Here is a 26161-nt window from a genome sequence, read left to right as displayed (position 1 = left end):
AAAAGAGGAGCATCTTTGATGAATGGTTCTCCTGTAACAGAAACGGATGTGATTATTATCGGTGGAGGCGCGACAGGCGCAGGAATTGCAAGGGACTGCGCCCGCAGGCGATTACGGTGTATTTTACTGGAGCGCCATGATATCGCGACCGGTGCGACGGGCCGCAACCACGGTTTGCTGCATAGCGGGGCGCGTTATGCAGTCACGGACAGTGAATCGGCCAAAGAGTGCATCAAAGAAAACAAAATTCTCAAGCGTATTGCCCGCCATTGCATTGAAAAAACCAACGGACTGTTTATCACCCTGCCGGAAGATCCCGTGGAATATCAACAGACTTTTATCACGGCATGTGAGAAAGCCGGGATTGATGTTCAGGCAATGGAGCCGGAAGAAGCCCGACGACTGGAACCTGCTGTCAATCCCGCTTTAATCGGGGCTGTCATGGTGCCGGATGGCACGGTGGATCCGTTTCGTCTGACTGCCGCCAATATGCTGGATGCCAAAGAGCATGGAGCGCAAGTATTGACCTACCATGAAGTCATGGGGGTCATTCGGCAGGGGGGCAAAATTATTGGTGTTCATGTTTATGATCATCAAAGCAAGCGGCTATACGATATTTATGCCCGAATAGTTGTGAACGCCGGCGGGATCTGGGGGCAAAAAATTGCAGAATATGCCGAGTTGAAAGTGCGGATGTTTCCGGCGAAAGGGGCTTTGTTAATCCTCGGCCACCGGATCAACAACATGGTTATCAACCGTTGCCGCAAGCCGGCTGATGCCGACATTCTCGTGCCCGGCGACACCATTTCCCTGATCGGGACAACTTCCACGCGCGTTGAATATGATCAGATAGACAACATGTATGTGACGCCGGAAGAAGTGGATACCCTGATTAGGGAAGGATCGAAATTATCTCCCCAGTTGGCAAAAACGCGCATTTTACGCGCTTATGCCGGTGTGCGCCCGTTGGTTGCAAGCGATGATGATCCTTCCGGTCGCAGTGTCAGTCGGGGGATCGTCCTGCTCGATCATGCTGAACGCGACGGGCTTGATGGTTTCATTACCATTACCGGTGGCAAGCTGATGACTTATCGCTTAATGGCGGAGTGGGCGACAGATAAAGTTTGCGAAAAACTGGGGGTGGAGGAGATCTGCACGACTGCGCAGGAGCCGCTGCCCGGCTCGTGGGATACGGCCGAACAAACGCTGCGTACAGCAATTTCTTTGCCGGCACCGATTCGGGGTTCAGCGGTATATCGCCACGGGGATCGGGCGACCAAATTGCTGAGTACAGAACGGTTGGAAAAAAGTTTGGTGTGTGAATGTGAAGCCGTCACGGCTGGGGAAGTGAAGTATGCGGCAGAATCTCTGGCGGTCAATAATTTGCTGGACTTGCGCCGCCGAACACGTGTAGGCATGGGGACTTGTCAGGGTGAGCTTTGTGCATGTCGTGCCGCAGGGCTACTAAATCGACTTGGGATAACCAGCGAGTTGGATTCTGAACAGCAATTGGCGCATTTTCTGAATGAACGATGGAAAGGCATTCGCCCGATCGCTTGGGGAGATGCATTGCGGGAAAGTGAATTCACCAGTTGGATTTATCAGGGATTGCTAGGCCTGGACGACGACACTATCAATGAGCCGCCAACTCATTCGCAACCTAATCCACCAATAAGGGAGGTTCACGATGAAATTTGATGTCGTCATTATTGGCAGTGGATTGGCGGGGCTAACCTGTGGCATCAGGCTGGCGGAAGCGGGGAAATCCTGCGCAATCATCAGTGCGGGTCAAAGCGCGCTCCACTTTTCATCCGGCTCCATGGATTTACTTTCGCATCTACCTGATGGGCGTGAAGTCCTGCACCCTTTGACCGTGTTGCCTGAGTTGGCTAAACAGGCTCCGGCACATCCCTATAGCCGGATCGGTGAAAAAAATATCGCCTCATTAGTGTATCAGGCTGAAAATTTGCTGAAGAAAAGCGGCCTAAAGATGAAGGGGTCAGCATCACAAAACCACTGCCGTATTACGCCGATTGGTCGTCGACGCATGACATGGCTCAGTCCGGCCTGTGTGCCTACCTGTGAATTGGAACGCCCATTACCGTGGGAAAATGTGGTTGTGATCGGTATTGAAGGCTTTCTGGATTTTCAGCCCAAAATAGTTGCCAGTGCGTTGCGGAGGCAGGGAATTAAAGCGCAGGCACAAGAAATTCATTTGTCATGTCTGGATAGATTGCGGGATAACCCCAGTGAATTCCGTGCCGTCAATATTGCCCGTTTACTGGACTTACCTGAAAATCTGTCCCTGCTGGCAGAGGAAATTAGCCAGCATTCGAAAGGCCATGATGCGATTTTCTTACCCGCCTGCATCGGCCTGGAGTCTGGGGATATCATTGAAAATTTACACATGCAGGTAGGCAAGCCCATCTATTTACTGCCGACACTGCCACCTTCCTTGCTTGGCATTCGAATCAATCAAACTATGCGTGACCGATTCCGGCAGCTTGGCGGCATTATGATGGTGGGAGATAAGGTTAATGGCGTAGGGATGGAAAATAATCACATTACCCATGTTTATAGTCGCAATCATGGTGATATTCCGCTGCGGGCTTCAAATGTGGTGCTGGCAACCGGCAGTTTTTTCAATAATGGCCTGAAAACTGAATTTAACCGTGTTTATGAGCCGTTGCTGGATCTGGATTTGTTGGAAAACCCTGAATATGGGCAGTGGACGCGGCAAAACGTTTTTGCGCCACAACCTTACCTGAAATTCGGTGTACAGACAGATGCGTGTTTACGCCCACTAAAAGCAGGCAGGGTGATCGAAAATCTTTATGCCGCGGGGGCGGTACTGGGGGGATACGATCCACTGGCAGAAGGTTGCGGCGCAGGGGTTTCCGTATTGAGTGCATTGTTTATTGCTGAACAGATTATTGCCGAGCAGGCTATCGTGGCATCGCCTTTATCAGCACAAACCGTACCAGAGCAAATCATCCCAGAAAAAATCGCCCCAAAAAACATTGGGAGCAGGGAGATTACGCAATGAACATTCTCGATAACAGTTTTGAAAGCTGTATTAAATGTACGGTGTGTACAACCTATTGCCCGGTTGCCAAAGTAAACCCACTATATCCGGGGCCAAAACAGGCCGGCCCAGATGGGGAGCGCCTGCGTCTCAAAGATCCTGCGTTATATGATGAGGCATTGAAATACTGCACCAACTGCAAGCGCTGTGAAGTTGCCTGTCCGTCCGACGTCAAAATTGGTGATATCATCCAGCGGGCGAAAATCGATTACCATTCCCGCCGTCCCAAATTGCGGGATGCTCTTCTGAGCCACACCGATCTCATGGGAAGTTTATCCACGCCATTTGCCCCCGTCGTCAATGCCGTGACCGGGCTGAAACCAATGCGCCACTTGTTGGATAAAACGCTGAAAATTGACCATCGGCGTGAACTGCCCAAATATTCCTTTGGTACATTTCGCCGCTGGTATCGTAAGCAGGCAGAAATTCAATCGCAATTTAGGGAACAGGTCGCTTATTTCCACGGTTGTTTCGTCAATTATAACCATCCGCAATTGGGAAAAGATTTACTGGCGGTTTTTAATGCAATGGGCATTGGCGTTCAGTTGCTGAACCGGGAAAAATGCTGTGGTGTTCCGTTGATTGCCAATGGCTTTATTGAACAGGCGAAACGTCAGGCTCGAGTCAATCTGGCTTCTTTGACAGAAAGCGTGATTGAACGGCAAATCCCGGTGGTGGCAACGTCATCCAGTTGTACTTTTACCTTGCGTGATGAATATCCCCATATTTTGGGCATTGATACGCGTCCTGTACGTGATCAAATCGAGCTGGCAACACGTTATATCTATCGCTTGCTGGATGAAGGGCGCGATTTGCCATTGAAACATACCCCGCTAAAAGTGGCTTACCACACCCCGTGCCACATGGAAAAAATGGGGTGGGCTGCTTATTCCATTGAGTTAATCAGGCGCATTCCGGGTGTTGAGCTGGTTATTCTTGATTCTCAATGTTGTGGGATCGCGGGCACGTATGGGTTTAAAAAGGAAAACTATGATGTTTCCCAAGGGATCGGGGCGAATTTATTCCGTCAGATTGAAGCCAGTGGTGTTGATTTGGTCATTACAGACTGCGAGACCTGCAAGTGGCAGATAGAGATGTCTACCAGCAAACAATGTGAACACCCGATAAGTTTGTTGGCGCGGGCGGTGGCTACCAGTCAGTAAGCGCACCTCGTGCATGCTGCTCTTACGTTCTTGAGAAAAAGTGTCAGGGCCGGAATATACCCTGACACTAGAAAGTTTCTCTTAATTTCAACCAACGCAATTAATACAACCAATCCTGTCCCATCCGGTCTGCGGTTAAAATCGCAGCATAAACCTGCTCTGGCGTCACAGGGAAAGGCATATTGTGGATGGTTTCCCCTTCGGCACAGCTTGCGATGGCAACTTGCATGATTTTTTGCGGCAGATTTTCACTATCACGTAATCCGAGTTGTTCCAGCGTCACAGGCAGACCAACCTGTATACAGAAATCGAGAACAGTTTCCAACTCCTCACTTGGGCTATTCTCCATTACCAATTGTGTCAGTGTGCCAAAAGCCACTTTCTCACCGTGATAGAGATGGTGGCATTCTTCCAATACCGTGAAGCCATTGTGGATGGCGTGAGCCGCCGCCAGACCTGCACTTTCAAAACCAATGCCACTGAGGTAAGTATTTGCTTCAATAATATTCTCAACCGCAGGTGTGCTGACTCCCGCTTCTACTGCCAGTTTTGCTTTGTATCCTTCCGCCAGCAAGGTTTCATAGCACAATTTTGCCATTGCCAGACCAGTTGTGGATGTCATTCCACCTGCCATGGTGGGCTTATGGGCAGCACTGCTGGCCCGCGCCTCAAAGTAGGTGGCGAGTGCATCTCCCATGCCCGCAACAAGTGAGCGAATGGGCGCTTTGGCGATAATGGTGGTATCCATCAGCACAATATTTGGGTTCTGTGGATAGAATAAATAACTGTCGAATTCACCCAGCTCCGTATACAGGACGGAAAGGGCGCTGGTGGGAGCATCAGTTGAAGCGATAGTCGGTGAAACAATGACAGGGATTTTGGATTCGTACGCTACTGCCTTGGCAGTATCCAGGGTTTTACCCCCGCCAATGCCAATGACAGCCTGACATTGATTATGTACCAATATGGCGGACAGACGCTGGATTTCACTTCGACTGCATTCACCATTAAAAATTTCGAAATGGCTGGTAACTTCATGTTCCTCCAGATTTTTACTGACGGTGTCTCCAATAAGATTCATGACAAAATTATCAGCAATCACGAAGACATGGTCAGCAAGCATTTTGGTGTATTGACCAATGTGGGATAACGCGCCCGGCCCTTGGATATATTTGGATGGAGACTGGATCACTTTCAGCATAAGAAATATTCCTTCTTCAGCGGAAACTAAGCATGGAGTATCACAATACTGGACTGGCATGTGGCAGGTTGTTGCCTATATGTGCCCGTCGTTCAACACGATATGTTGTTCGACATAAATATGGTGCTCAACACTATACGACAAAATATACACAGAGGTTATGAGTAAAAGCAGAATATGCGTAATTAGAGATGAAAAATGGGCACTCTGAATATACAGAGCACCATCTTTAATGAGCAGGCTTAGTGGGCTTTGGTCAGGATCTTGTCGGTTGATTGCGCGAAAAAGGATTTAATAATCAAGTTCAGCAAAATGCCATAAGCCGGCAGGAAGAAAAGCATACAGATAAATAACTTAAACGCATAATCTACCAAGGCAATTTCTACCCAATGTGTTGCCATAAACGCATCGGCACTGCGGTAAAACGCAATAAAGAAAAAGGCCAGCGTATCAATCAGGTTGCCGAAAAACATGGCTGCAGAAGGCGCAACCCACCAGCGGCGTTTTTGACGCAGGCGATTAAAGACACCGACATCCAATATTTGTCCGAGCACATAAGCCATAAAGCTGGCTGTGGCAATGCGGGCAACAAACAGATTGAAAGTTCCCAATGCTTCCAACCCTTGCCATTGTCCCTGAAAGAATAACGCGGAAGCCAGATATGAAATCAGCAAAGCAGGAAGCATCACTGAAATAATGATCCGGCGGGCCAATGGTGCGCCGTAAATACGTACAGTCAGGTCAGTCGCCAAAAAGATAAATGGAAAGGTAAAAGCTCCCCACGTGGTATGAAAACCAAAAATGGAGATGGGCAATTGCACCAAATAGTTACTGGAAGTAATGATTAAAACGTGAAAAAGTGAAAGCCAGATCAATGCCGTGGCGCGTTGTTGCTCGGTCAATTGGAACATATTGTACCTTTTTGGTGAATGGGGTGAGGGAACCCAAAAAATAAATGTGCCTGAAATATCAGGCGAAATGGATCATACGCGTGTCGCGCAACAAAAGTAAAGTCGGCAGTTGACGATATTATGTAATATAATCCACCACCATAAATTGTTTAAACCCGCAGAGATAGTTATGTCCGATGTTTTTGCCAATCCTGATAAAACGCTTGATACGTTAGGATTACGTTGCCCGGAGCCAGTGATGATGGTGCGTAAGACCGTCCGCCATATGACCGCTGGGCAGACGTTGTTGATCATTGCCGATGATCCGGCGACAACCCGCGATATACCGGGCTTTTGTCGTTTCATGGATCATGCGTTGATTGCGCAGGAAACGGAGCAAACACCTTATCGCTATCTGCTTAGAAAAAGCGACAATGTTGCATAAAAGAAAAAATTTTGTGTGATTTTCTGGCAGAAAAAAAGATGCGTGCTAAGCTTTAAATATGGCATTTGGTCACCATGATTATTTCCGCCAAATGCCATACTTCCTTTTTCCTTAATAGCAATTTTTAGTGATTGTAATTTTGAAAAGGTGCATATCCTGCACCTTTTCAATTTGTTATTTTTTTGTTATTTATTGCTTCAATTTCATTCTCAATATCCGGACTGCGTTTGCTGTAACTAAGGCAGTCGCCCCTGAATCAGCCAGAACCGCCATCCACAGCCCTGTAATCCCCAATAAGCTGGTGACCAAGAAGATAGCCTTTAATCCAAGGGCAATGGTGATATTTTGACGAATGTTGTAATGGGTTGCCCGGGACAGCGCGATAATTTCAGATAACCCAGTCAGCCGGTTGTGTGTCAGTGCGGCGTCGGCGGTCTCCAGCGCGACATCCGTGCCGCTGCCCATGGCTACACCGATACTGGCGGCTTTCATGGCCGGCGCATCGTTAATCCCGTCACCGACCATCATCGTACGGTGTTGTTTATTTAATTCAGTGACAGCCTTGACCTTATCTTCAGGCAATAAACCTGCCCGATAATCAATGCCCAGTTGACCTGCGATGGCTGAGGCCGCACGGGGATTGTCGCCGGTGAGCATGACGGCATCAACACCCTGTTTTTTCAGAGCGCGGATAGCATCAATGGCATCTTGGCGCAAAGTATCCTGCATGGCGATTAAGCCCATGAATTGTTCACCCTGCATGACAGCAACTGCGGTTTTACCGCCGCTTTCCAGTTCGATAACCCTCTGTTTCCACTCCTCAGACAAGGTATTTTCAGGAAGCCGCCCGGGTGCGGAAACTAAAATTCTCTGTCCTGACAACAATCCTTCAACTCCGGTACCTGCCAGCGCCTTGCGCTGTTCAGCCTCAACAATCGTCACGCCTCTATTTTCTGCCGCGTTAAGGATGGCTTTAGCCAATGGGTGATGGGAGCCACTTTCTACCGCACCTGCCAAGGCCAGCAACGTGTCTGCATTAATGGCGGGCACTGGCTCGATGTTAGTAACCTGAGGTTTTCCTTCGGTCAGTGTGCCGGTTTTATCCAGCGCAATTGTGGTTACGGAGCCAAGTTGCTCCAATGCCGCTCCTCCCTTGATGAGAGAGCCACGGCGCGTTGCGGCTGCCAACGCGGAAGTAATTGCGGCAGGTGTCGAAATGACCAATGCACAAGGGCAACCAATTAACAGTAAAGTAAGCCCACGGTAGAGCCACGTATCCCAAGGCTCGGCAAAAAACAGAGGCGGAATTAACACCATGAGTGCCGAGAACAAAATGATTATTGGGGTATAGACGCGGCTGAAACGGTCAATAAATCGTTCAATCGGCGCACGACGCTCTTCTGCTTCTTCAATCAATTGAAGAATGCGGTCAATGGCGTTGTGGCCGGGTTCAGAAATCACTTTCATCTGCACCGCGCTGTCGACGGAAAGACAACCCGCAGCGATTTTTTCGCCCTGTTTCCGTTCAACGGGAATAGATTCACCAGTCAGGGCGCTTTCATCAAAACTGGCAAAGGAACTGAGCAACTCAGCATCGGTAGGCAAACGGGCACCCGGAGCAACCTCAATAATATCGCCGGGTCTCAGCTCAGTCGCAGATACGGTGACCTTTTTTCCCTCTTTCACCAACAAAGCCTTATCTGGCACCAGCGCCATCAGGGCGCTGACACCACGGCGAGCCCGTCCGGCGGCATAAGATTCCAGCACTTCCCCTAACTTGAAGAGCAAAATAACCATTGCAGCTTCTGTGGTTGCATCAATAAACAACGCACCGATGGCGGCAACACTCATCAATGTTTCAATGGCAAAGGGAGTGCCTGAACGGATGAGCTTAAAGGCTTTAGTCGCAACCGGGTATAACCCAATTAATGTGGTAATGATAAAGGCAATTTGCCCGGCAGGGGCACTGATTCCGGATACTCCCCAACTGATCAGCATCAAGGCCGCAAGGGTCAGGATTGGGGCAAATGTTTTCCAATGGTTGGCGGTTGAGGGCAGCTTGGATACAGCATCCGTTTCCCTGATTTCAAACCCTGCCTGCTTTACGGCTTGCTCCACAGAGGATCGAATATCAATATCAGAATCAACCACTAATTTTTCTGTTGTAAACAGAACTTTGACTTGTTTAGCTTCGGGTAATTTTTTGACGGCATTCTCAATTTTTCCCGCACAACTTGGGCAGTCCATACCTTCAATAACCCAATTAAAACGCTGGTTGGCCGTTAATTTGAGGGGCGAGGTATCTTGTATGGCGTGCGTGTGGTCGTGTGAACAATGATCATGCGAGCTATGGTCATGCGAACCATGATCGTGCTCATGCGCATGCTCTTTATCGTGATCATGAGAATGCCTATGGAGCGCATCATGAGAATTATGTGAGTGCCCACTTTCTTTCTTGGCCTTTTCGCCACAATCGTGCGGATTTTGCGGCAAGGAAAAAGTGGAATCGTTCTGTGATTGCTTATGTTTTTTATCTGTGAATAACATAGGCGACCCCTCAAATAGAGTTAATTTTAGTCGGATTACATTAACTCTACACTCTGGAGCTAACTCCAGAGTCAAATTTAATAAGAGGAATTCTTTTGATGATTTGTGCTATTTGAGGGGAATTCTCATCATCAACGCCCTTCCTCTCTGATATTGCGCTGTTTGTGCTATTGGCTCTTCAATCCCTGCCTGCAAGTGAAAAATGGCTTACAGAAACAGTGAGCGGATAATCAGGAAGTGCCCGATAAAGCTACAGGTGGCGACAACCGCTTTGGATAACCGGAAAGGGAAGCGATATTGTCCAATAATATTGATGCTATGCCCGATAAGCAGCAAAATGGCGCCTGCAATGATAGAAAACCGGCTCTCATTGCCAAGTGAGAAATAGAGTTCTCCGGCAATCCAGACCATCACCAAGGCCATAATGTAACTATCCAGTACTCGCCAGCGCATCTTATCAAGGCGAGTCCAGACAAGCAGCATGACCACAACGCCAACGGCCAGCAAAATCAGTGGAAGCGGGAAAAAGAGGGCGAAGCTCATATGCAGGGCAAAACTGATGGTATACAGCAGGTAACTCAGGAATAGCGCGATAAATGAAAAGAGTAAATACTTACTTGGCAACATGCGAAGTGAATCAGAAAGTAAGGCAGTGAGAAGCCCGGCGATAATGAGATAACCCGATGCCTCAAGATTGGGAGCCTGACATGCCCACAACAACAAAAGCAGCATTGTGACCGGACGGAAAACCCATTGTTGCCAACTGATACCACGATAGGCAGCGTCAATATATAACCATCCAGAGAAAAACACAGCAAGAAATGGCCAACTCATATTTTTCCTTTCCTTAATGTTCAATGCCTGTTTGTTCAGACATTACTATTTATGATGGGGAAGCGGAGTGTGTCCTGATTTATATCCGTAAACTTGAAATCCTCAATATCAGATTACCTACTGGCTAGGTATTATTAACGATTAACGAACGGGTAACGTTTTATTATCAAAAACAAAGAACGTCAATGAGTAATTAGCCGGATCACTCATTGACGGCATTTGCTGTTCCTCCTGACAGGAAAAACAGGCAGGAGGGGAATTATTTTTTCTCTCGTTGCTGCTTTTTCTGCCAGGCCAATAATTCAAAGACACCGAAAAAGAAAATCTTAGTCTGGAGGAAAGTCGACAGCTTTTGATCTTTAGGCTGGGAGTTTTTCAGCAATAGTAACTGGAAAGCATGCATGATTACCGTGAATACCATGGCAATATCCATGAAATATTTCAACGGCTTGGGAAAAGGATGGAATAAGTTGAAAATCATGATCCCCCAAACAAGGGTCATGATAATTCTTCCTAATTGAACAAACATCATTGGCTCCAAAATTGTGTTTAATCGGAACAGACACCCGATTTCTGGTGGCGAATATACAATCGGTAGGCAACTTGCCCGGCAATTTTTTCTCTGTGCAATTGCCAATTCGTTGGAACATCTGTCGCCGCAGATTCGGCTTCAGCTTCAACATAAACCCAGCTTTCTTCTGCCAGCCAGCCATTGTCTTCCAATAAACGGATTGTTTCAGCAAGCATGCCCTTGCGGAACGGAGGATCGAGAAAAACCACATTAAATGGCGTCATTGTGCCTGTAAGGCATTCCGTTTTGGTAAGATATCGTAATGCATTATCCTGCACCACGTTAGCATTTTCGGCTTTCAGCAACGCTAAATTGGCAGAGAGCTGTTTTGCTACATTGCTCTCATATTCAATTAAGGTTGCGTGGCTTGCATAGCGTGACAAAGCTTCGAAGCCGAGTGCGCCGCTGCCTGAAAAACAATCAAGGCAGCGTGCTTCCTGAATGATTGGCATAAGCCAATTAAAGAGCGTCTCGCGGACTCTATCCGTCGTTGGGCGCAGCCCCTCACTATCAGGAACTGGCAATTTTCTCCCGCGCCATTTGCCGCCAATAATGCGGATTTGTCCCAACGACGCTCGTTGTGGTTTTTTAGTCATAATTTAAATAAGTTAATTATTTATCATCCGACGCCATGAAGTCATATCTGGCGGGAACAAAAATAAGTGAAAGCAAAGAAACCCATTGATTAATTTACCACGAAATCAGTGATAGATATGTGTTGTGGTGTGATGAAAATGTTAGACTGGATTTTATCACCGTTAGAATTTATCTCATTGAGATATTCACTTATACCCTATGGGTTTCAATACCCAAAGGGGTCAATAAAAGTATATAACGCCATAATTAACCGCGAGGAGTGTAGTGGCCGATGGCAAAAGAGAAAAAAAAAGGTTTCTTCTCTTGGTTTGGACTTGGTCGTCAAGATAAGAAACAGCAAGAAGAACAAGTTGAAAAAGAAAAATTAGCCGCAGAAGAGGCCGAACAGCAGCGTTTGGCCGAAGAAGCCGCCCGCCGCGCTGAGGCAGAAGCCGAACAGCAGCGTTTGGCTGAAGAAGCTGCCCGCCGTGTAGCAGCAGAAGCGGAACAACAACGTTTGGCGGAAGAAGTCGCCCGCCGAGCTGAGGCAGAAGCCGAACAACAACGTTTGGCCGAAGAAGCCGCCCGTCGTGCTGCGGCAGAAGCGGAACAGCAGCGTTTGGCGGAAGAAGCCGCCCGTCGCGCTGAGGCAGAAGCCGAACAGCAACGCTTGGCGGAAGAAGCCGCCCGTCGTGCTGAGGAAGAGGCAGAACAACAACGTTTGGCGGAAGAAGCTGCCCGTCGCGCAGCGGCAGAATCGGAACAACAACGTTTGGCGGAAGAAGCAGAACAGCAGCGTTTGGCGGAAGAAGCCGCCCGTCGTGCTGCGGAAGAAGCGGAACAGCAACGCTTGGCGGAAGAAGCCGCCCGTCGCGCTGAGGCAGAAGCCGAACAGCAGCGTTTGGCTGAAGAAGCCGCCCGTCGTGCTGAAGAAGAGGCAGAACAGCAGCGTTTGGTCGAAGAAGCTGCCCGCCGCGTAGCAGCAGAAGCGGAACAACAACGTTTGGCCGAAGAAGCTGCCCGCCGCGCAGCGGAAGAAGCGGAACAGCAGCGCTTGGCGGAAGAAGCTGCCCGCCGCGCTGAGGAAGAGGCAGAACAGCAACGCTTGGCCGAAGAAGCCGCATTACCTAAAGAGCAGGAACGTCCAACTAAAGAAGGTTTTTTTGCTCGTTTGAAACGTAGTTTAGTGAAAACTCGCCAAAACCTTGGCTCCGGTTTCTTGGGGTTATTCCGCGGTAAGAAAATTGATGATGATCTGTTTGAAGAATTGGAAGAGCAATTACTCATTGCAGATGTGGGAGTTGAAACAACCCGCAAAATCATAACCAACCTGACAGCCCACGCCAGCCGTAAAGAATTGAAAGATGCGGAAGCGCTGTATTCTAAATTGAAAGAAGAGATGTCAGGCATTCTGGCAAAAGTTGATAAGCCGCTGGAGATTGAAGGTAAATTCCCTTATGTCATCTTGATGGTGGGAGTTAACGGTGTCGGCAAAACGACCACGATTGGTAAATTGGCTCGCCAATACCAGTCTCAGGGCAAATCGGTCATGCTTGCAGCCGGGGATACTTTCCGTGCAGCAGCCGTAGAACAATTGCAAGTTTGGGGAGAACGCAACAAAATCCCTGTCGTTGCCCAGCATACCGGAGCCGATCCAGCTTCAGTGATTTTTGATGCCATTCAATCAGCCAAGGCGAAAGGGGTTGATGTTCTGATTGCAGATACCGCAGGACGGTTGCAGAACAAATCTCACCTGATGGAAGAGCTGAAAAAAATCGTTCGAGTGATGAAAAAACTGGATGAAGATGCACCGCATGAAATTATGCTGACATTGGATGCCAGCACAGGCCAAAACGCGGTAAGTCAGGCTAAACTATTCCATGAGGCTGTGGGATTGACGGGTATTTCTCTGACCAAGCTGGATGGGACTGCGAAAGGCGGCGTGATCTTTGCCATCGCTGACCAATTTGAGATCCCAATTCGTTACATTGGTGTTGGGGAAGGCATTGAAGATCTCCGTCCATTTAAGGCAGACGATTTTATTGAAGCTCTTTTTGCCCGAGAGGATTAACTATAAATGATTCGCTTTGAACAGGTCAGTAAAGCTTATCTTGGGGGACGGCAAGCGCTGCAAGGAGTAGATTTTCATCTGCTCCCTGGGGAAATGGCATTTTTAACCGGTCATTCAGGCGCCGGCAAAAGTACACTTTTGAAACTTATCTGTGGCATTGAACGTCCCAGCGCAGGCCATATTTGGTTTTCGGGCCATGACATCAGCCGGTTGAAGTCTCGTGAGATCCCTTTTTTACGTCGCCAGATTGGGATGATTTTTCAAGATCACCATCTGTTGCTGGATCGTACAGTCTACGAAAATGTGGCTATGCCCCTTATCATTTCAGGGGCAAGCACAGAAGATATTCGCCGGCGGGTATCTGCGGCGCTGGATAAGGTTGGCTTACTGGACAAAGCGAAAAACTTTCCTATCCAACTTTCCGGCGGTGAACAGCAGCGTGTCGGCATTGCCCGCGCGGTTGTGAATAAACCGACAGTTTTGCTGGCGGATGAGCCGACAGGAAATTTGGATGGTGAATTATCAGAGGGGATCATGCGCCTGTTTGAAGAATTTAACCGGGTTGGCGTGACGGTACTGATGGCTACTCATGATACCGCTCTCATTGAACGAAGAAATTACCGTATCCTGACGTTGGCTCAGGGGCGCATGCAAGGAGGACATCATGGCTAAGAATGTCCGTCATTCAGCGAAAAAAGTACCGCCAGCCAAATCCAAGTCCAAGTCATTGAAAGGTGGATGGCGTGTCCAGTGGCGCTATGCCTGGAAAAACACCCTGTCAGATATGCTGCGCCAGCCACTGGCGACCTTGCTGACTATTATGGTCGTTGCTATTTCCCTGACTTTGCCGAGCGTGTTTTTCATCGTCTGGAAAAACGTGAATCAAGCCGTGGTACAGTGGTATCCCGTTCCTCAACTCACTGTCTATTTAGATAAATCCTTGGATGACAACAGCGCCGAGCAGGTCATCGCGCAGTTAAAAGATGTGGATGGCGTGAAATCGGTCAATTATCTTTCTCGCGAAGATGCCGTGAACGAATTTCGTGCCTGGTCAGGGTTCTCCAATGCCTTGGATTTATTGGAAGAAAACCCTCTGCCTGCGGTGGCTATCGTTTCTCCTGAGCTGAACTTCCAGGATTCGAAAGCATTGATGACATTGCGTGATAGGGTCGAGCAAATTAAAGGTATCGAAGAAGTTAGAATGGATGATAGCTGGTTTGCCCGTTTGACTGCACTGACCTCATTGATAGGCCGTATCGCTGCCGTCATTGGCATCTTGATGGTGGTTGCGCTGCTTTTAGTCATCGGCAACAGTGTCCGCTTGAGTATCTCTAGCCGCCGTGAAACGATTAATGTCATGAAATTGATTGGGGCAACGGATGGTTTCATTTTACGCCCTTTCCTCAATGGCGGGGCTTTGCTGGGAATTTTGGGGGCGGTTTTTTCCCTTATTCTCTCATCCTTGTTGGTATGGAAGCTTTCAAATATTGTCACTGAAGTGGCAAGTGTCTTCGGAACCAGTTTTAAGTTATATGGCTTTGGATGGGACGAAGCACTGCTTTTGGTATTGATTTCAGGCATGATCGGCTGGATTGCCGCGTGGTTTGCAACCGTTCAGCACTTACGTCGTTTTAGGCCGGAATAAGATATTCGCTGGTTTTAAAGTGAACTTTTTGACGTAATTGTTGCCAAAATCACAGTTACAGTTTTGTAGTGATACTCATACAAGTTAGACAATTTGAATATGATTTCCACGGTGGTAAAATAGGCGTATCTTTGACTTGGATAAACCTTGAATGGGTTGATTCAGACAAACTTAAAAGACCAATAATTTGGGTCTAATCTTGAGAGAATTTGAATGACATTAGAAATGCAAACTTTAGCATTAGTTCCACAAGGTAGTTTGGAAGGGTACATCCGTGCTTCCAATGCTTATCCAATGCTGACGGCAAAGGAAGAAAAGGAACTGGCAGAAAGGCTGCATTACCAGGGAGATCTGGATGCAGCAAAACAGCTGATTCTTTCTCACCTACGCTTCGTTGTTCATGTTGCTCGCAGTTATGCCGGTTATGGTTTGCCACAGGCGGACTTAATTCAGGAAGGCAATATTGGCCTGATGAAAGCCGTTAGTCGATTTAATCCAGAAGTGGGCGTGCGTCTGGTCTCTTTTGCAGTTCACTGGATTAAGGCAGAAATCCATGAATATGTATTGCGTAATTGGCGTATTGTGAAAGTCGCAACGACAAAAGCGCAGCGTAAGCTGTTCTTTAATCTGCGCAAAGCAAAACAACGTTTGGGATGGTTCAATCAGGATGAAGTTGAGCTGGTTGCCAAAGAATTGGGTGTAACCAGTAAAGACGTCAGAGAAATGGAATCTCGTATGTCAGCACAGGATATGGCATTTGATATGTCCTCTGATGACGATACTCAAGATAGCCAACCTGTAGCGCCAGTGCTGTATTTGCAAGATAAGGCCTCTGATTTTGCTGATGGCATTGAGGAAGATAATTGGGAGAGCCATGCTGCGGATAAACTTTCCGTTGCGATGGAAGGGCTGGATGAACGTAGCCAAGACATCATTCGTGCACGTTGGCTGGATGATGACAATAAAACCACTTTGCAGGAATTGGCAGATAAATACGGTGTATCTGCTGAGCGTGTAAGGCAGTTGGAAAAAAATGCAATGAAAAAATTGCGACTGGCTATTGAAGCATAAGCACCCATACTCTTAATGATGAAAAGCGATAATATTTTTATCGCTTTTTTTATGCGTGCAAAACAGCACGGATTGATTTTGGGCTTCAGATTTTTGCTCCATTCAGGATCGGTCTAAGGGGCAAGTAGGGGAATAGTAAACGATGACAACAATTTCTGCGGCGGGAGCCTTAATTGCGCTGGTTATCGCCATTGTTCTGATATTGCGAAAAGTACCCCCGGTCTATGGCATGATGATTGGGGCATTGGCAGGCGGCTTGATTGGCGGCGCTGATTTAGTCCAAACCGTGAGTTTAATGGTCACGGGAGCGCAAGGAATGACAAACGCTGTTCTGCGCATACTGGCTGCGGGGGTTCTGGCAGGGGTACTGATTGAATCAGGGGCGGCAAACACCATTGCGGAAACTATCATCCGAAAGGCAGGAGAAAGTCGGGCATTATTGGCTTTGGCAATCGCGACGATGCTGTTGACGGCGGTGGGCGTATTTATTGATGTCGCAGTGATTACGGTGGCCCCCATTGCATTGGCGATCGCTCATCGCGCGGATTTATCCAAGTTGTCTATCTTGCTTGCCATGATTGGTGGAGGTAAAGCAGGCAATGTCATGTCTCCCAATCCGAATACAATAGCTGCCTCAGAAGGGTTTAATGTTCCCCTGACATCCTTGATGGCCGCCGGTATCATCCCCGGGTTATTTGGGTTAGTGATGGCTTACTATTTGTCAAAGCGCCTGATAAACCGAGGATATAAAGTCAAAAATGAGGAATTGACGCTGACAGGTCAGGAAACACTGCCCTCATTTTGGGCTGCAATTTCTGCCCCCGTGATTGCAATCCTGCTGCTGGCATTACGCCCCCTTGCCAACATCACAATTGATCCCTTGATTGCATTGCCTGTAGGGGGAATTATGGGCGCGCTGATCATGGGGCATTGGCGTCAATCGAACAAATTTATCATTTCAGGCTTGAGCCGTATGTCACCTGTTGCCATCATGCTGTTGGGGACAGGAACACTCGCGGGCATTATTGCTAATTCCGAATTAAAAAATGTGCTGGTTCAGGGGATAACAGCCTCTGGATTACCTTCTTACTTGCTGGCTCCGATATCGGGGGCTTTGATGTCCATGACCACTGCCTCGACAACCGCCGGTACTGCGGTTGCATCAGCGATATTTGCCCCGACGTTGCTGGACTTGGGTATCAGCGCATTGGCGGGCGCTGCAATGGTTCACGCGGGGGCTGTCGTACTGGATCATTTGCCGCATGGCAGTTTTTTCCACGCCACAGGAGGCAGCGTACATATGCAGGTACATGAACGTTTGAAATTGCTGCCTTATGAAACCTTGGTTGGTTTTACTATCGCCTTTATCTCAACCTTACTCTTTGGGGTATTCGGTTTTTCTGGCTAGAGAACAGAGAAAATACATACCAGAGAATAGAAAGGAAACCCGTCATGAAAATTGTGATTGCCCCAGATTCATTTAAGGAAAGCCTGAGTGCTGTGCAAGTGGCACAGGCTATAGAAGAAGGGTTTCAGGAGATTTTTCCGCAAGCGAATTACATCAAATTGCCGATGGCGGACGGAGGGGAAGGAACGGTGGAATCACTGGTTGCGGCGACAGGTGGAAAACGCATTTCATGTACTGTTACTGATCCTTTAGGGCAGCCGGTTGAAGCATTTTTCGGTTTGCTGGGGGATGAAAAAACCGCAGTCATTGAAATGGCTGCCGCATCGGGCTTGCACTTAGTGCCTGCTGAACAACGCAATCCCTTGATAACAACGAGCTATGGAACGGGCGAGTTGATTCTGGCTGCGCTGGATCAGGGAGCCAAGAAATTGGTTTTAGGTATCGGGGGAAGCGCGACCAACGATGGTGGTGCGGGCATGATGCAAGCCTTGGGGGCAAATTTATCGGATGGTGATGGTCGTATCCTGCCATTTGGCGGTGCCGCACTAACTCGGTTGGAACGCATCGATTTAACTGGTCTTGATCCTCGCCTTAGCCAAATTGAGTTGACGGTCGCCTGTGACGTGAATAACCCACTATGCGGGGAATTGGGAGCATCCGCAGTATTTGGCCCGCAAAAAGGGGCAACGCCGGGGATGGTTAAAGCTCTGGATTCTGCATTGTGCCATTATGGAACCAAAATCGAACAACTGACCGGCAAAAATGTGCTTGATGAAGCAGGTGCCGGTGCAGCGGGAGGAATGGGAGCCTCTTTATTGGGATGCTTGGGAGCAAAATTGCAGTCAGGGATTGAAATTGTTATCGATACCTTGAGTTTGGAAGACGTTATTCAGGGAGCGGATTTAGTGATTACGGGGGAAGGGCGCATCGACAACCAGACCATCTATGGCAAAACGCCTATCGGCGTTGCCCGTGTCGCTAAAAAATTCTCCATACCTACCATCGCATTGGTTGGAAGTATGAGCCGGGATTACAGCGTGGTTCATCAACATGGACTGGATGCGGTATTCTCCATTGTACCGGGAGCTTGCTCTCTTTCTGATGCCCTTGCCAATGGTGCAGATAACCTGCGGGTAACGGCACGTAATGTTGCCGCAGTCTGGGCCATGAACCATTGATGATTTGAAAATTAAAACATGGAATGTTTTAACAAATAGCCTGTTTAAAAATGGAAGGCTTTTACACGCGCAATAACATCACATTGACGCTTGGTAATGTGAAATTCATTGGACCTGGATTATATAATGCACTGTATGAATTAAGTTATTTTGCTTTGTTTAGTTATTTATATTTCATTTTCCAAAATATCAATAATATATTTCTGTCTGAGTGAATATTCCGAGTTTAAAATTAAACCTCTCCTCAATTAGTAGCATATCACACCATTTTTTGCTCAAAAAGCAACCGCAATCGGCCGGATTTTATTCTGTTTCTAATGTTTTTCGCTCCCTTTCTGATTTGATTTTCCATATAAAACTCCTGTTTAATGCCATGATAAATAAAGGTTTATAAATAAAATAAAGATATTCCCATATTACATGGAAAAGACTGCGTTCATTAATCTAACCTAATGAAAAAAATCAAAAATAATTACAACAATCCAATGACAACACGGGGATAACAGAATGAAAGTATCCAACATGAAAGTAGCAAGCATAAAAACGATACTGGCGGGCTTGATTGCAATGGCAATGAGTCAGGCTGGCTGGGCGAAAGATATTAAGGTCGCGATTGTCGGCGCAATGTCCGGGCCTGTTGCGCAATATGGTGATATGCAATTTACAGGCGCGCGTCAGGCCATTGCTGATATCAATGCAAAAGGGGGGATTAATGGCGATATGTTGCAGGGCGTTGAATATGATGATGCCTGCGATCCGAAACAAGCCGTTGCCGTGGCAAACAAAGTGATCAACGACAATATACGCTACGTGATAGGTCATCTCTGTTCCTCATCAACACAGCCTGCTTCTGATATCTATGAAGATGAGGGTGTCATCATGATAACGCCAGCGGCAACAAATGCTGATTTAACAACCCGCGGCTATAAAACAGTTTTGCGTACCACCGGGCTGGATTCTGATCAGGGGCCAACTGCCGCCAAGTACATTGCTGACAAGATCAAACCACAACGTTTGGCTATCGTTCATGATAAACAGCAATATGGGGAAGGTTTGGCACGTTCTGTGCGGGATAACCTGAAAAAAGCCGGAATTGCTGCCGTGCTGTTTGAAGGTGTAACCGCAGGTGATAAAGACTTTTCCGCTTTGATTGCCCGACTGAAAAAAGAAAACGTGGATTTCGTTTATTTCGGGGGGTACTACCCTGAAATGGGGCAAATTTTGCGTCAGGCAAAACAAGCCAATTTGAAAATTCAATTTATGGGGCCGGAAGGGGTCGGTAACTCTTCACTGTCCAATATCGCGGGTTCGGCCTCTGAAGGCATGCTGGTGACATTGCCAAAACGTTACGATCAACTCCCAGTAAACAAGGCAATAGTTGATGCCCTTAAAGCAAAAAAACAAGATCCGACCGGCCCGTTTGTCTGGACGACGTATGCTGCCTTGCAATCACTGAGTACCGCCATGAAACGCACGGGCAGTAAAGAACCGTCTGCACTGGCGGAAGATCTCAAAGCCAGTCCCGTCGATACGGTAATGGGAAACCTAAGCTGGGATAAGAAAGGCGATTTGAAAGGATTCGAGTTTGGTGTGTTTGAATGGCATGCCGATGGCACATCCACGGTGGCGAAATAATTGTATATACCCAATGGGTTTCAAGATACAGCGCGATGGCAAGGGAACGAATTTGCCCAGAGCCACAGGCTGTTTGCCGATGAGAGGCGGACATCTTCCATTCATCCTTCAGGAACATAGATAGCGATATTGATAAGAATGGAGTTTGGGAGGAGTACAGCCAGCAAAGCGGTAATTTGAGATACGGCGGTTATACCTATTTTTAGAGATACCCCCTATGTCGGAACATATTCTTTATTTTATCCAGCAAATGCTGAACGGATTGACCCTCGGCAGCACCTACGCCCTGATTGCCATCGGCTATACGATGGTCTACGGCATTATTGGCATGATCAACTTTGCTCACGGTGAAGTTTATATGATAGGCAGCTATATCTCTTTTATCGTCATTGCGGCCCTGATGATGATGGGAATTGATGTTGGCTGGCTGCTGATTTCCGCCGCTTTTATTGCCTCAATCATTATTGCAAGTGCTTATGGTTGGAGCATCGAGCGAGCTGCGTACCGTCCCATCCGGAATTCCAAGCGCCTGATCGCGTTGATCTCGGCTATCGGCATGTCTATTTTTCTGCAAAATTACGTCAGCCTGTCACAAGGCTCCCGTGATCTGGCATTGCCCAGCTTAGTGACAGGGCAATGGTCATTGGGAGAAAGCAACGGCTTTATTGCTACGGTCAGTGCAATGCAAATCACTATCTGGATAGTGACGTTGGTGGCGATGCTGGCACTGACTCTGTTTATCCGTTATTCCCGCATGGGGCGGGCATGTCGGGCATGTGCCGAAGACCTCAAGATGGCGGGTTTGCTGGGCATAAACACGGATCGCGTCATTTCCATGACATTTGTCATTGGGGCTGTCATGGCTGCCATAGCAGGAGGATTGCTGGGGCAGTTTTATGGCGTCATTAATCCTTATATCGGGTTTATGGCAGGGATGAAAGCGTTCACTGCGGCAGTGCTGGGCGGGATTGGCAGTATTCCCGGAGCCATGCTGGGTGGCTTGATCCTCGGCGTATCGGAATCACTTAGTTCGGCTTATTTAAGCACAGAGTATAAAGATGTTGTGTCATTCGCTTTGCTGATAGGCGTATTGCTTGTGATGCCGACAGGGATTCTGGGTCGTCCTGAGGTAGAAAAAGTATGAAAAAAGCCAACTGGATTAATGCCCTCATAGCGACAGTGATGATGTTTGTTTTATCCGCTTCAATGATGGGCATACAACTATCACTGGAAGGAACAAAATTGGTCGTACAAAGGGCCGATGAAATGCGTTGGATGTGGATCACGGCGGGCTGTGCTGCTGTTTTTTTGTTTCAGCTTTGCCGCCCGCATATCCGACAAACCATGCAAAAAATTCCCTTGCGGGGCTGGAAGCTGACTCAATTACCAGATTTGGGTAAAAGTCCGGGCAAAAGGCAGCAAATTATACTGATCATTATCATGGTAATGGCCATCGTCTGGCCGTTTATTGCTTCGCGGGGCAGCATTGATATCGCCACATTAACCTTAATATATATCATGCTCGGTTTAGGGCTGAATATCGTTGTTGGTTTATCCGGATTACTGGTTTTAGGTTACGCGGGGTTTTATGCGATCGGGGCGTATACCTACGGGCTACTGTATCACTATTATGGTTTTGGTTTCTGGCAAAGCCTGCCATTGGCGGGATTGAGCGCGGCATTGTTTGGTCTGTTGCTCGGTTTTCCTGTACTGCGGCTGCGGGGCGATTATCTGGCGATTGTCACTTTAGGATTTGGTGAAATTGTCCGTATCCTGCTGTTGAATAACACTGACATTACCGGCGGGCCGAATGGCATCAGCCAAATTCCCAAACCAACATTGTTCGGCCTGGAGTTTAATCGCAGTACCAAAGAAGGAGGTTGGGATACCTTCCATAACTTTTTTGGCCTGCAATACGATCCCAGTGACCGGATTATCTTTCTCTATCTGGTTACCTTGCTGCTGGTGGCATTAACACTGTTTATCATTAACCGGTTGCTGCGCATGCCTTTGGGAAGAGCTTGGGAAGCGTTGCGCGAGGATGAAATCGCATGCCGATCGTTGGGATTGAGTCCAACACGGATCAAACTTACTGCTTTTACCATCAGTGCCGCTTTTGCCGGAATAGCCGGCACATTGTTTGCAGCCAGACAGGGATTTATCAGCCCTGAATCCTTTACTTTTGTCGAATCGGCATTTGTATTGGCAATTGTTGTATTGGGCGGAATGGGTTCACAAACTGCGGTGATTATGTCGGCCATAATTTTGGTGGTTTCCCGTGAAATGATGCGTGACCTGAACGAATACAGCATGTTATTGCTTGGGGCTTTAATGGTGCTGATGATGGTCTGGCGCCCTCAAGGGTTATTGCCAATGAAACGCCATCAGGTTGAATTGAGTACCAATCAGGGAGGCGATACAGCATGAATGCATCACCTTTATTGCAAGTTTCCGGATTGACCATGCGGTTTGGTGGATTGCTTGCGGTGTATAACGTTGGATTATCCTTGAGCCAAGGTGAAATCGTTTCGTTGATTGGGCCAAACGGTGCGGGGAAAACCACGATCTTTAACTGCCTGACCGGTTTTTATCGACCGAGCAGCGGAACGATAAAATTACGGGAAAAACATCTCGAAGGTCTGTCTGGTCAAGCAATCGCACGATTGGGAGTTATCCGGACTTTCCAGCACGTACGTTTATTCCGCGACATGACAGTTATTGAAAATCTGCTGGTGGCCCAGCACCGTTATCTTAAAAGCAGTATTTTCGCCGGCTTATTGAAAACACCTGCATTTCGGAGAGCAGAAGCGGAAGCGATTGATAATGCAGTGGCTTGGTTACAGCGGGTAGGGCTTTTATCTCTGGCAAATCGTCAAGCTGGAAATTTGGCTTATGGGCAACAACGTCGTTTGGAAATTGCCCGCTGCATGGTGACCCGGCCTGAGATATTGATGCTGGATGAACCCGCCGCAGGACTGAATCCAAAAGAAACGCAAGAGCTGAATGGTTTGATTGTTGAATTAAGGGCGCAGTATCAGGTTTCCGTTTTATTGATTGAGCATGACATGAAATTAGTGATGGGTATTTCAGACCGTATTTATGTGGTGAACCAAGGTACGCCATTGGCGCAGGGGACTCCCGAAGAGATCCGCAACAATCCGGACGTGATTAAAGCCTATTTGGGGGAAGCTTATTAATATGCTGGAATTCCATCAAGTTTCTGCCCATTACGGCAAAATACAGGCGTTGCACCAAGTGAGCCTGAATATTCAACAAGGAGAAATTGTTGCGTTGATCGGTGCCAATGGTGCAGGAAAAACGACCTTGCTCAGTACGTTGTGTGGCGAACCGCGGGCAACTGAAGGCAGCATTATCTTTCGTGGCAAAAATATCACCCAATGGCCAACTGCGCATATCATGCGCGAAGCCATTGCTATTGTGCCAGAAGGCCGGCGGGTATTTTCCCGTATGACGGTAGAAGAAAATCTGGCTATGGGGGGCTTTTTTGCCAATAAAAAACAATATCAGCAGCGCATTACCCGCGTTTACGAACTCTTTCCTCGCCTGCAAGAACGACGCAGCCAACGTGCGGGGACAATGTCGGGCGGTGAACAGCAGATGCTGGCAATCGGCAGGGCCTTGATGAGCCAGCCGCAGCTATTGTTGCTGGACGAGCCATCCCTTGGGTTGGCACCCATTATCATTATGCAGATTTTTGATACTATCCAACAATTGCGTGATGAAGGCATGACCCTATTTTTGGTTGAGCAAAACGCGAATCAAGCGCTGAAACTGGCGGATCGGGGTTATGTATTGGAAAATGGCCGGATTGTTTTGGAAGATGCCGGCAAGGCATTGCTGACCAATGAAGCGGTCAGAAATGCCTATCTGGGGGGATGATATTTTGATCAAGGGCCTCAGGTGAGGCACCATCATGATTTATCATCCTGCCGGCTTACGATGGCAGTAAAAGCAATCGACAACGCAAATAACGAAGCGGCGAACAAAAATATCCATTCATAGTGATTATTGAATAGTAAAAAACTGCCCACTATTGGGCCGGCAGCCATGCCGATATATCTGATGAAATTATAAAGGCCAACCACAGTAGCCCGTTGCTGTGCAAATTTTGTCAGCAGTAAAGTAGAATGTGTGGGAGTCGACAGCCCCAAAGTGAAACCGTACAAAGCAGTCACAATGATTAAGGCGGGAATACCAAATTGATAGGTGACAGAAAAGAGCAGGACAAAAAACAGATTCAGCAGGCTACTGATAATCAATCCATTTTTTTGCGAAAAACGATGATGAATCAAGCGATAGCAGTAACTGCCGGCAATCATAGCCAATGACATGGGAATGTACATCCAGCCAATATCAGCAGGACTGAAATTATAGGTATCATGCAGGATGATGGGTAAAAAAGTCAGAAAACAGAAATAGCTATAGAACAACATAAAGCCGACAGCAAAAACGGATTGTGCAGTGTGTTCGGATAAAATCCGGCGGAACGGCGAGGGTGAAGTGTGGCCATTGGCTGATTGGACTTGTCTGGTTTCTGGTAACCAAAACAAGTTAGCGATAAGCAATAATCCACCAATAACGGCAATAAATTGAAAAATCGCCACATACCCATTCAGCTCGGCTAAATAACCACCCAGTAATGGCCCGGAAGCAGGGGCAAGAGTTAAGAGCATTTGATATGTACTGATGGCCTTTGCTCGATTTTGTCCTTCGTAAAAATCACCAATAATGGTGGCGGCAATGACAGGAATTGCCGCAATCCCGACAGCTTGTATGATTCGAAAGAAAATAAGCCAATAAATATCGTGAGTCATGGCACAGCCGATAGATCCGATAATGGCAATGACAAGGGCTGGCAGTAAGACAGCCTTTCGGCCTTTGCGGTCAGCTAATGGGCCATACACAATTTGCATAACAGCTAAAACAAATGTGAAAGCTGATACGGTAAGATTTACCAACGACAGGGAAGTATTGAATAATTCCCTGATGGTAGGAATAACGGGCGTGTAGATGTTTTGGGCTAGAGAGCCAAGAAGAGCACTGAAGCACACCAGATAGAAGATTGTTTTTATATTGCGAGTTGAAGTCTGAGTATTCATTTTTTCCCCTGTTTTGTTTCCATGGAAACCAAATTGGAGATTAATTGATTGCTCAGATTTGTAAAGATATTTTTTTATCTTTTTTGCTATGATGCCAGAAATAACAAAAATAGTTTCTTAGTAAATATAACCGGAGTATTTATTGTCAAACATACGCTTTTAGGTGATATGGCTTTGAATGCTTTGTTCTTGAAATATTGATTTGGGAATAGTAGTCATGATTAACAGGACAACTTGTCAACGTGAGATCCTTGCCGCTGTTAACCACTTGATGCAGCTAAAAGAGAGTGTGAAAAAAGGGCATGATGAAGAAAAACTCCGTGAGTATGGGCTCAATGGTTATTCACTGTCTGAACTGCATGTTATTCAGTGTATTGGAAAAGCCGGATTATTAAATATCACGGCTATCAGCCAAACAATGCAAATGACTAAAGGGGCCATCTCGAAAATTTGTGCCAAATTGCTCCAGCGTGCACTGGTTGAAAAATTGAAACTGGTTGATAACCAGAAAGAGATCTATTTTAACCTGACGCCAGAAGGAAAGCAGATTTTCTCAGCCCATGAGAAACTTCATCAGCAGGTTGAATCTAATTGGTTGAAAATACTTGAAAACTATTCGGATGAAGAACAACGGGTCATCAAGCGTTTTATTATGGATATTGCATATGCAATGGAGAGGAATCAGTAGATTAATGGATTAATAGAAATGAATCACACGGCA

The 26161-nt window shown here is 47.3% G+C and carries 22 protein-coding genes and 1 pseudogene; 16 read left to right on the top strand and 7 right to left on the bottom strand.

What is annotated here, in order from left to right:
* Positions 1–15: 15 nt before the first annotated feature.
* From glpA to glpC, 3 genes and pseudogenes are all read left to right on the top strand, one after another.
* The gene (gene glpA / locus BM100_RS13940; protein ID WP_092511949.1) at positions 16–1698 is read left to right on the top strand and encodes an anaerobic glycerol-3-phosphate dehydrogenase subunit A; all 1683 of its coding nucleotides are present in this window, start codon (positions 16–18) and stop codon (positions 1696–1698) included.
* Positions 1688–2950, top strand: a pseudogene (glpB, locus tag BM100_RS13935) (glycerol-3-phosphate dehydrogenase subunit GlpB); the annotation flags it as partial. The gene glpA and the pseudogene glpB, both read left to right, overlap by 11 nt.
* Positions 2951–3042: 92 nt before the next feature.
* A complete protein-coding gene (gene glpC, locus BM100_RS13930) occupies positions 3043–4248 on the top strand; it encodes an anaerobic glycerol-3-phosphate dehydrogenase subunit GlpC (protein ID WP_092511945.1) in 1206 nt (401 codons plus the stop codon).
* A gap of 100 nt (positions 4249–4348) precedes the next feature.
* Here the strand turns inward: glpC and BM100_RS13925 are convergent, their stop codons facing one another.
* Both BM100_RS13925 and BM100_RS13920 read right to left on the bottom strand, forming a co-directional pair.
* Complete coding sequence (locus tag BM100_RS13925) at positions 4349–5449, bottom strand: glycerol dehydrogenase (RefSeq protein ID WP_092511943.1); 1101 nt, start codon at positions 5447–5449, stop codon at positions 4349–4351.
* A 242-nt stretch (positions 5450–5691) separates the two neighbouring features.
* Positions 5692–6360 carry a 7-cyano-7-deazaguanine/7-aminomethyl-7-deazaguanine transporter gene (locus BM100_RS13920; RefSeq protein ID WP_092511941.1) on the bottom strand — a complete coding sequence of 223 codons (669 nt, stop codon included), beginning with the start codon at positions 6358–6360 and terminating at the stop codon, positions 5692–5694.
* Positions 6361–6529: 169 nt separating this feature from the next.
* Here BM100_RS13920 and tusA point away from each other — a divergent pair, with 169 nt between their 5' ends.
* The gene (tusA, locus tag BM100_RS13915; RefSeq protein WP_092511939.1) at positions 6530–6784 is read left to right on the top strand and encodes a sulfurtransferase TusA; all 255 of its coding nucleotides are present in this window, start codon (positions 6530–6532) and stop codon (positions 6782–6784) included.
* Between the two features lie 189 nt (positions 6785–6973).
* Here tusA and BM100_RS13910 read toward each other — a convergent pair whose 3' ends face one another.
* The 4 genes from BM100_RS13910 to rsmD form a co-directional block, all read right to left on the bottom strand.
* Positions 6974–9331, bottom strand: a complete 2358-nt coding sequence (locus BM100_RS13910) for a zinc/cadmium/mercury/lead-transporting ATPase (protein ID WP_092511938.1) — start codon at positions 9329–9331, stop codon at positions 6974–6976.
* A gap of 207 nt (positions 9332–9538) precedes the next feature.
* Complete coding sequence (locus BM100_RS13905) at positions 9539–10165, bottom strand: lysoplasmalogenase (protein WP_092511936.1); 627 nt, start codon at positions 10163–10165, stop codon at positions 9539–9541.
* Positions 10166–10424: 259 nt separating this feature from the next.
* The gene (locus BM100_RS13900) at positions 10425–10694 is read right to left on the bottom strand and encodes a DUF1145 family protein (protein ID WP_092511934.1); all 270 of its coding nucleotides are present in this window, start codon (positions 10692–10694) and stop codon (positions 10425–10427) included.
* Between the two features lie 20 nt (positions 10695–10714).
* Complete coding sequence (rsmD, locus tag BM100_RS13895; RefSeq protein WP_092511932.1) at positions 10715–11332, bottom strand: 16S rRNA (guanine(966)-N(2))-methyltransferase; 618 nt, start codon at positions 11330–11332, stop codon at positions 10715–10717.
* 272 nt (positions 11333–11604) lie between these two features.
* On the opposite strand from rsmD, the gene ftsY reads away from it, so the two are divergent.
* The 11 genes from ftsY (at position 11605) to livF (ending at position 24220) form a co-directional block, all read left to right on the top strand.
* On the top strand, positions 11605–13383 hold the full coding sequence (ftsY, locus tag BM100_RS13890; RefSeq protein WP_092511930.1) for a signal recognition particle-docking protein FtsY: 1779 nt from the start codon (positions 11605–11607) through the stop codon (positions 13381–13383).
* 6 nt (positions 13384–13389) lie between these two features.
* A complete protein-coding gene (gene ftsE / locus BM100_RS13885; RefSeq protein ID WP_092511928.1) occupies positions 13390–14055 on the top strand; it encodes a cell division ATP-binding protein FtsE in 666 nt (221 codons plus the stop codon).
* A complete protein-coding gene (ftsX, locus tag BM100_RS13880) occupies positions 14048–15028 on the top strand; it encodes a permease-like cell division protein FtsX (RefSeq protein ID WP_092511926.1) in 981 nt (326 codons plus the stop codon). The genes ftsE and ftsX overlap by 8 nt, the downstream gene beginning before the upstream one ends.
* A gap of 213 nt (positions 15029–15241) precedes the next feature.
* Positions 15242–16099, top strand: a complete 858-nt coding sequence (rpoH, locus tag BM100_RS13875) for an RNA polymerase sigma factor RpoH (protein WP_092511923.1) — start codon at positions 15242–15244, stop codon at positions 16097–16099.
* A 142-nt stretch (positions 16100–16241) separates the two neighbouring features.
* Positions 16242–17507 (top strand): GntP family permease, encoded by a 1266-nt coding sequence (locus tag BM100_RS13870; protein WP_092511921.1) that lies wholly within the window; start codon positions 16242–16244, stop codon positions 17505–17507.
* 44 nt (positions 17508–17551) lie between these two features.
* Positions 17552–18685 carry a glycerate kinase gene (locus BM100_RS13865; protein WP_092511919.1) on the top strand — a complete coding sequence of 378 codons (1134 nt, stop codon included), beginning with the start codon at positions 17552–17554 and terminating at the stop codon, positions 18683–18685.
* A gap of 522 nt (positions 18686–19207) precedes the next feature.
* Positions 19208–20320: a branched-chain amino acid ABC transporter substrate-binding protein gene (locus BM100_RS13855; protein ID WP_092511993.1), complete on the top strand. Its 1113-nt coding sequence runs from the start codon at positions 19208–19210 to the stop codon at positions 20318–20320.
* Positions 20321–20537: 217 nt separating this feature from the next.
* Entirely contained in the window at positions 20538–21464 is a 927-nt protein-coding gene (gene livH / locus BM100_RS13850) for a high-affinity branched-chain amino acid ABC transporter permease LivH (protein ID WP_092511914.1), read from the top strand.
* The gene (locus BM100_RS13845) at positions 21461–22747 is read left to right on the top strand and encodes a high-affinity branched-chain amino acid ABC transporter permease LivM (RefSeq protein WP_092511912.1); all 1287 of its coding nucleotides are present in this window, start codon (positions 21461–21463) and stop codon (positions 22745–22747) included. Before livH ends, BM100_RS13845 begins: the two co-directional genes overlap by 4 nt.
* A complete protein-coding gene (gene livG / locus BM100_RS13840; RefSeq protein ID WP_092511910.1) occupies positions 22744–23517 on the top strand; it encodes a high-affinity branched-chain amino acid ABC transporter ATP-binding protein LivG in 774 nt (257 codons plus the stop codon). The genes BM100_RS13845 and livG overlap by 4 nt, the downstream gene beginning before the upstream one ends.
* Before the next feature lies 1 nt (position 23518).
* Positions 23519–24220, top strand: coding sequence for a high-affinity branched-chain amino acid ABC transporter ATP-binding protein LivF (gene livF, locus BM100_RS13835; protein ID WP_092511908.1), 702 nt, complete (start codon positions 23519–23521; stop codon positions 24218–24220).
* A 32-nt stretch (positions 24221–24252) separates the two neighbouring features.
* On the opposite strand, the gene BM100_RS13830 is transcribed toward livF, so the two are convergent.
* Positions 24253–25440, bottom strand: coding sequence for an MFS transporter (locus BM100_RS13830; RefSeq protein ID WP_092511906.1), 1188 nt, complete (start codon positions 25438–25440; stop codon positions 24253–24255).
* 217 nt (positions 25441–25657) lie between these two features.
* Here BM100_RS13830 and BM100_RS13825 point away from each other — a divergent pair, with 217 nt between their 5' ends.
* Positions 25658–26128 (top strand): MarR family transcriptional regulator, encoded by a 471-nt coding sequence (locus BM100_RS13825; protein WP_244590718.1) that lies wholly within the window; start codon positions 25658–25660, stop codon positions 26126–26128.
* Positions 26129–26161: the final 33 nt, after the last annotated feature.

The sequence above is a fragment of the Xenorhabdus mauleonii genome (assembly GCF_900113945.1).
Classification (GTDB): domain Bacteria; phylum Pseudomonadota; class Gammaproteobacteria; order Enterobacterales; family Enterobacteriaceae; genus Xenorhabdus; species Xenorhabdus mauleonii.
The sequence above is the reverse complement of the archived record's forward strand: the minus strand, read 5'-3'. Positions and strand labels throughout refer to the sequence as shown.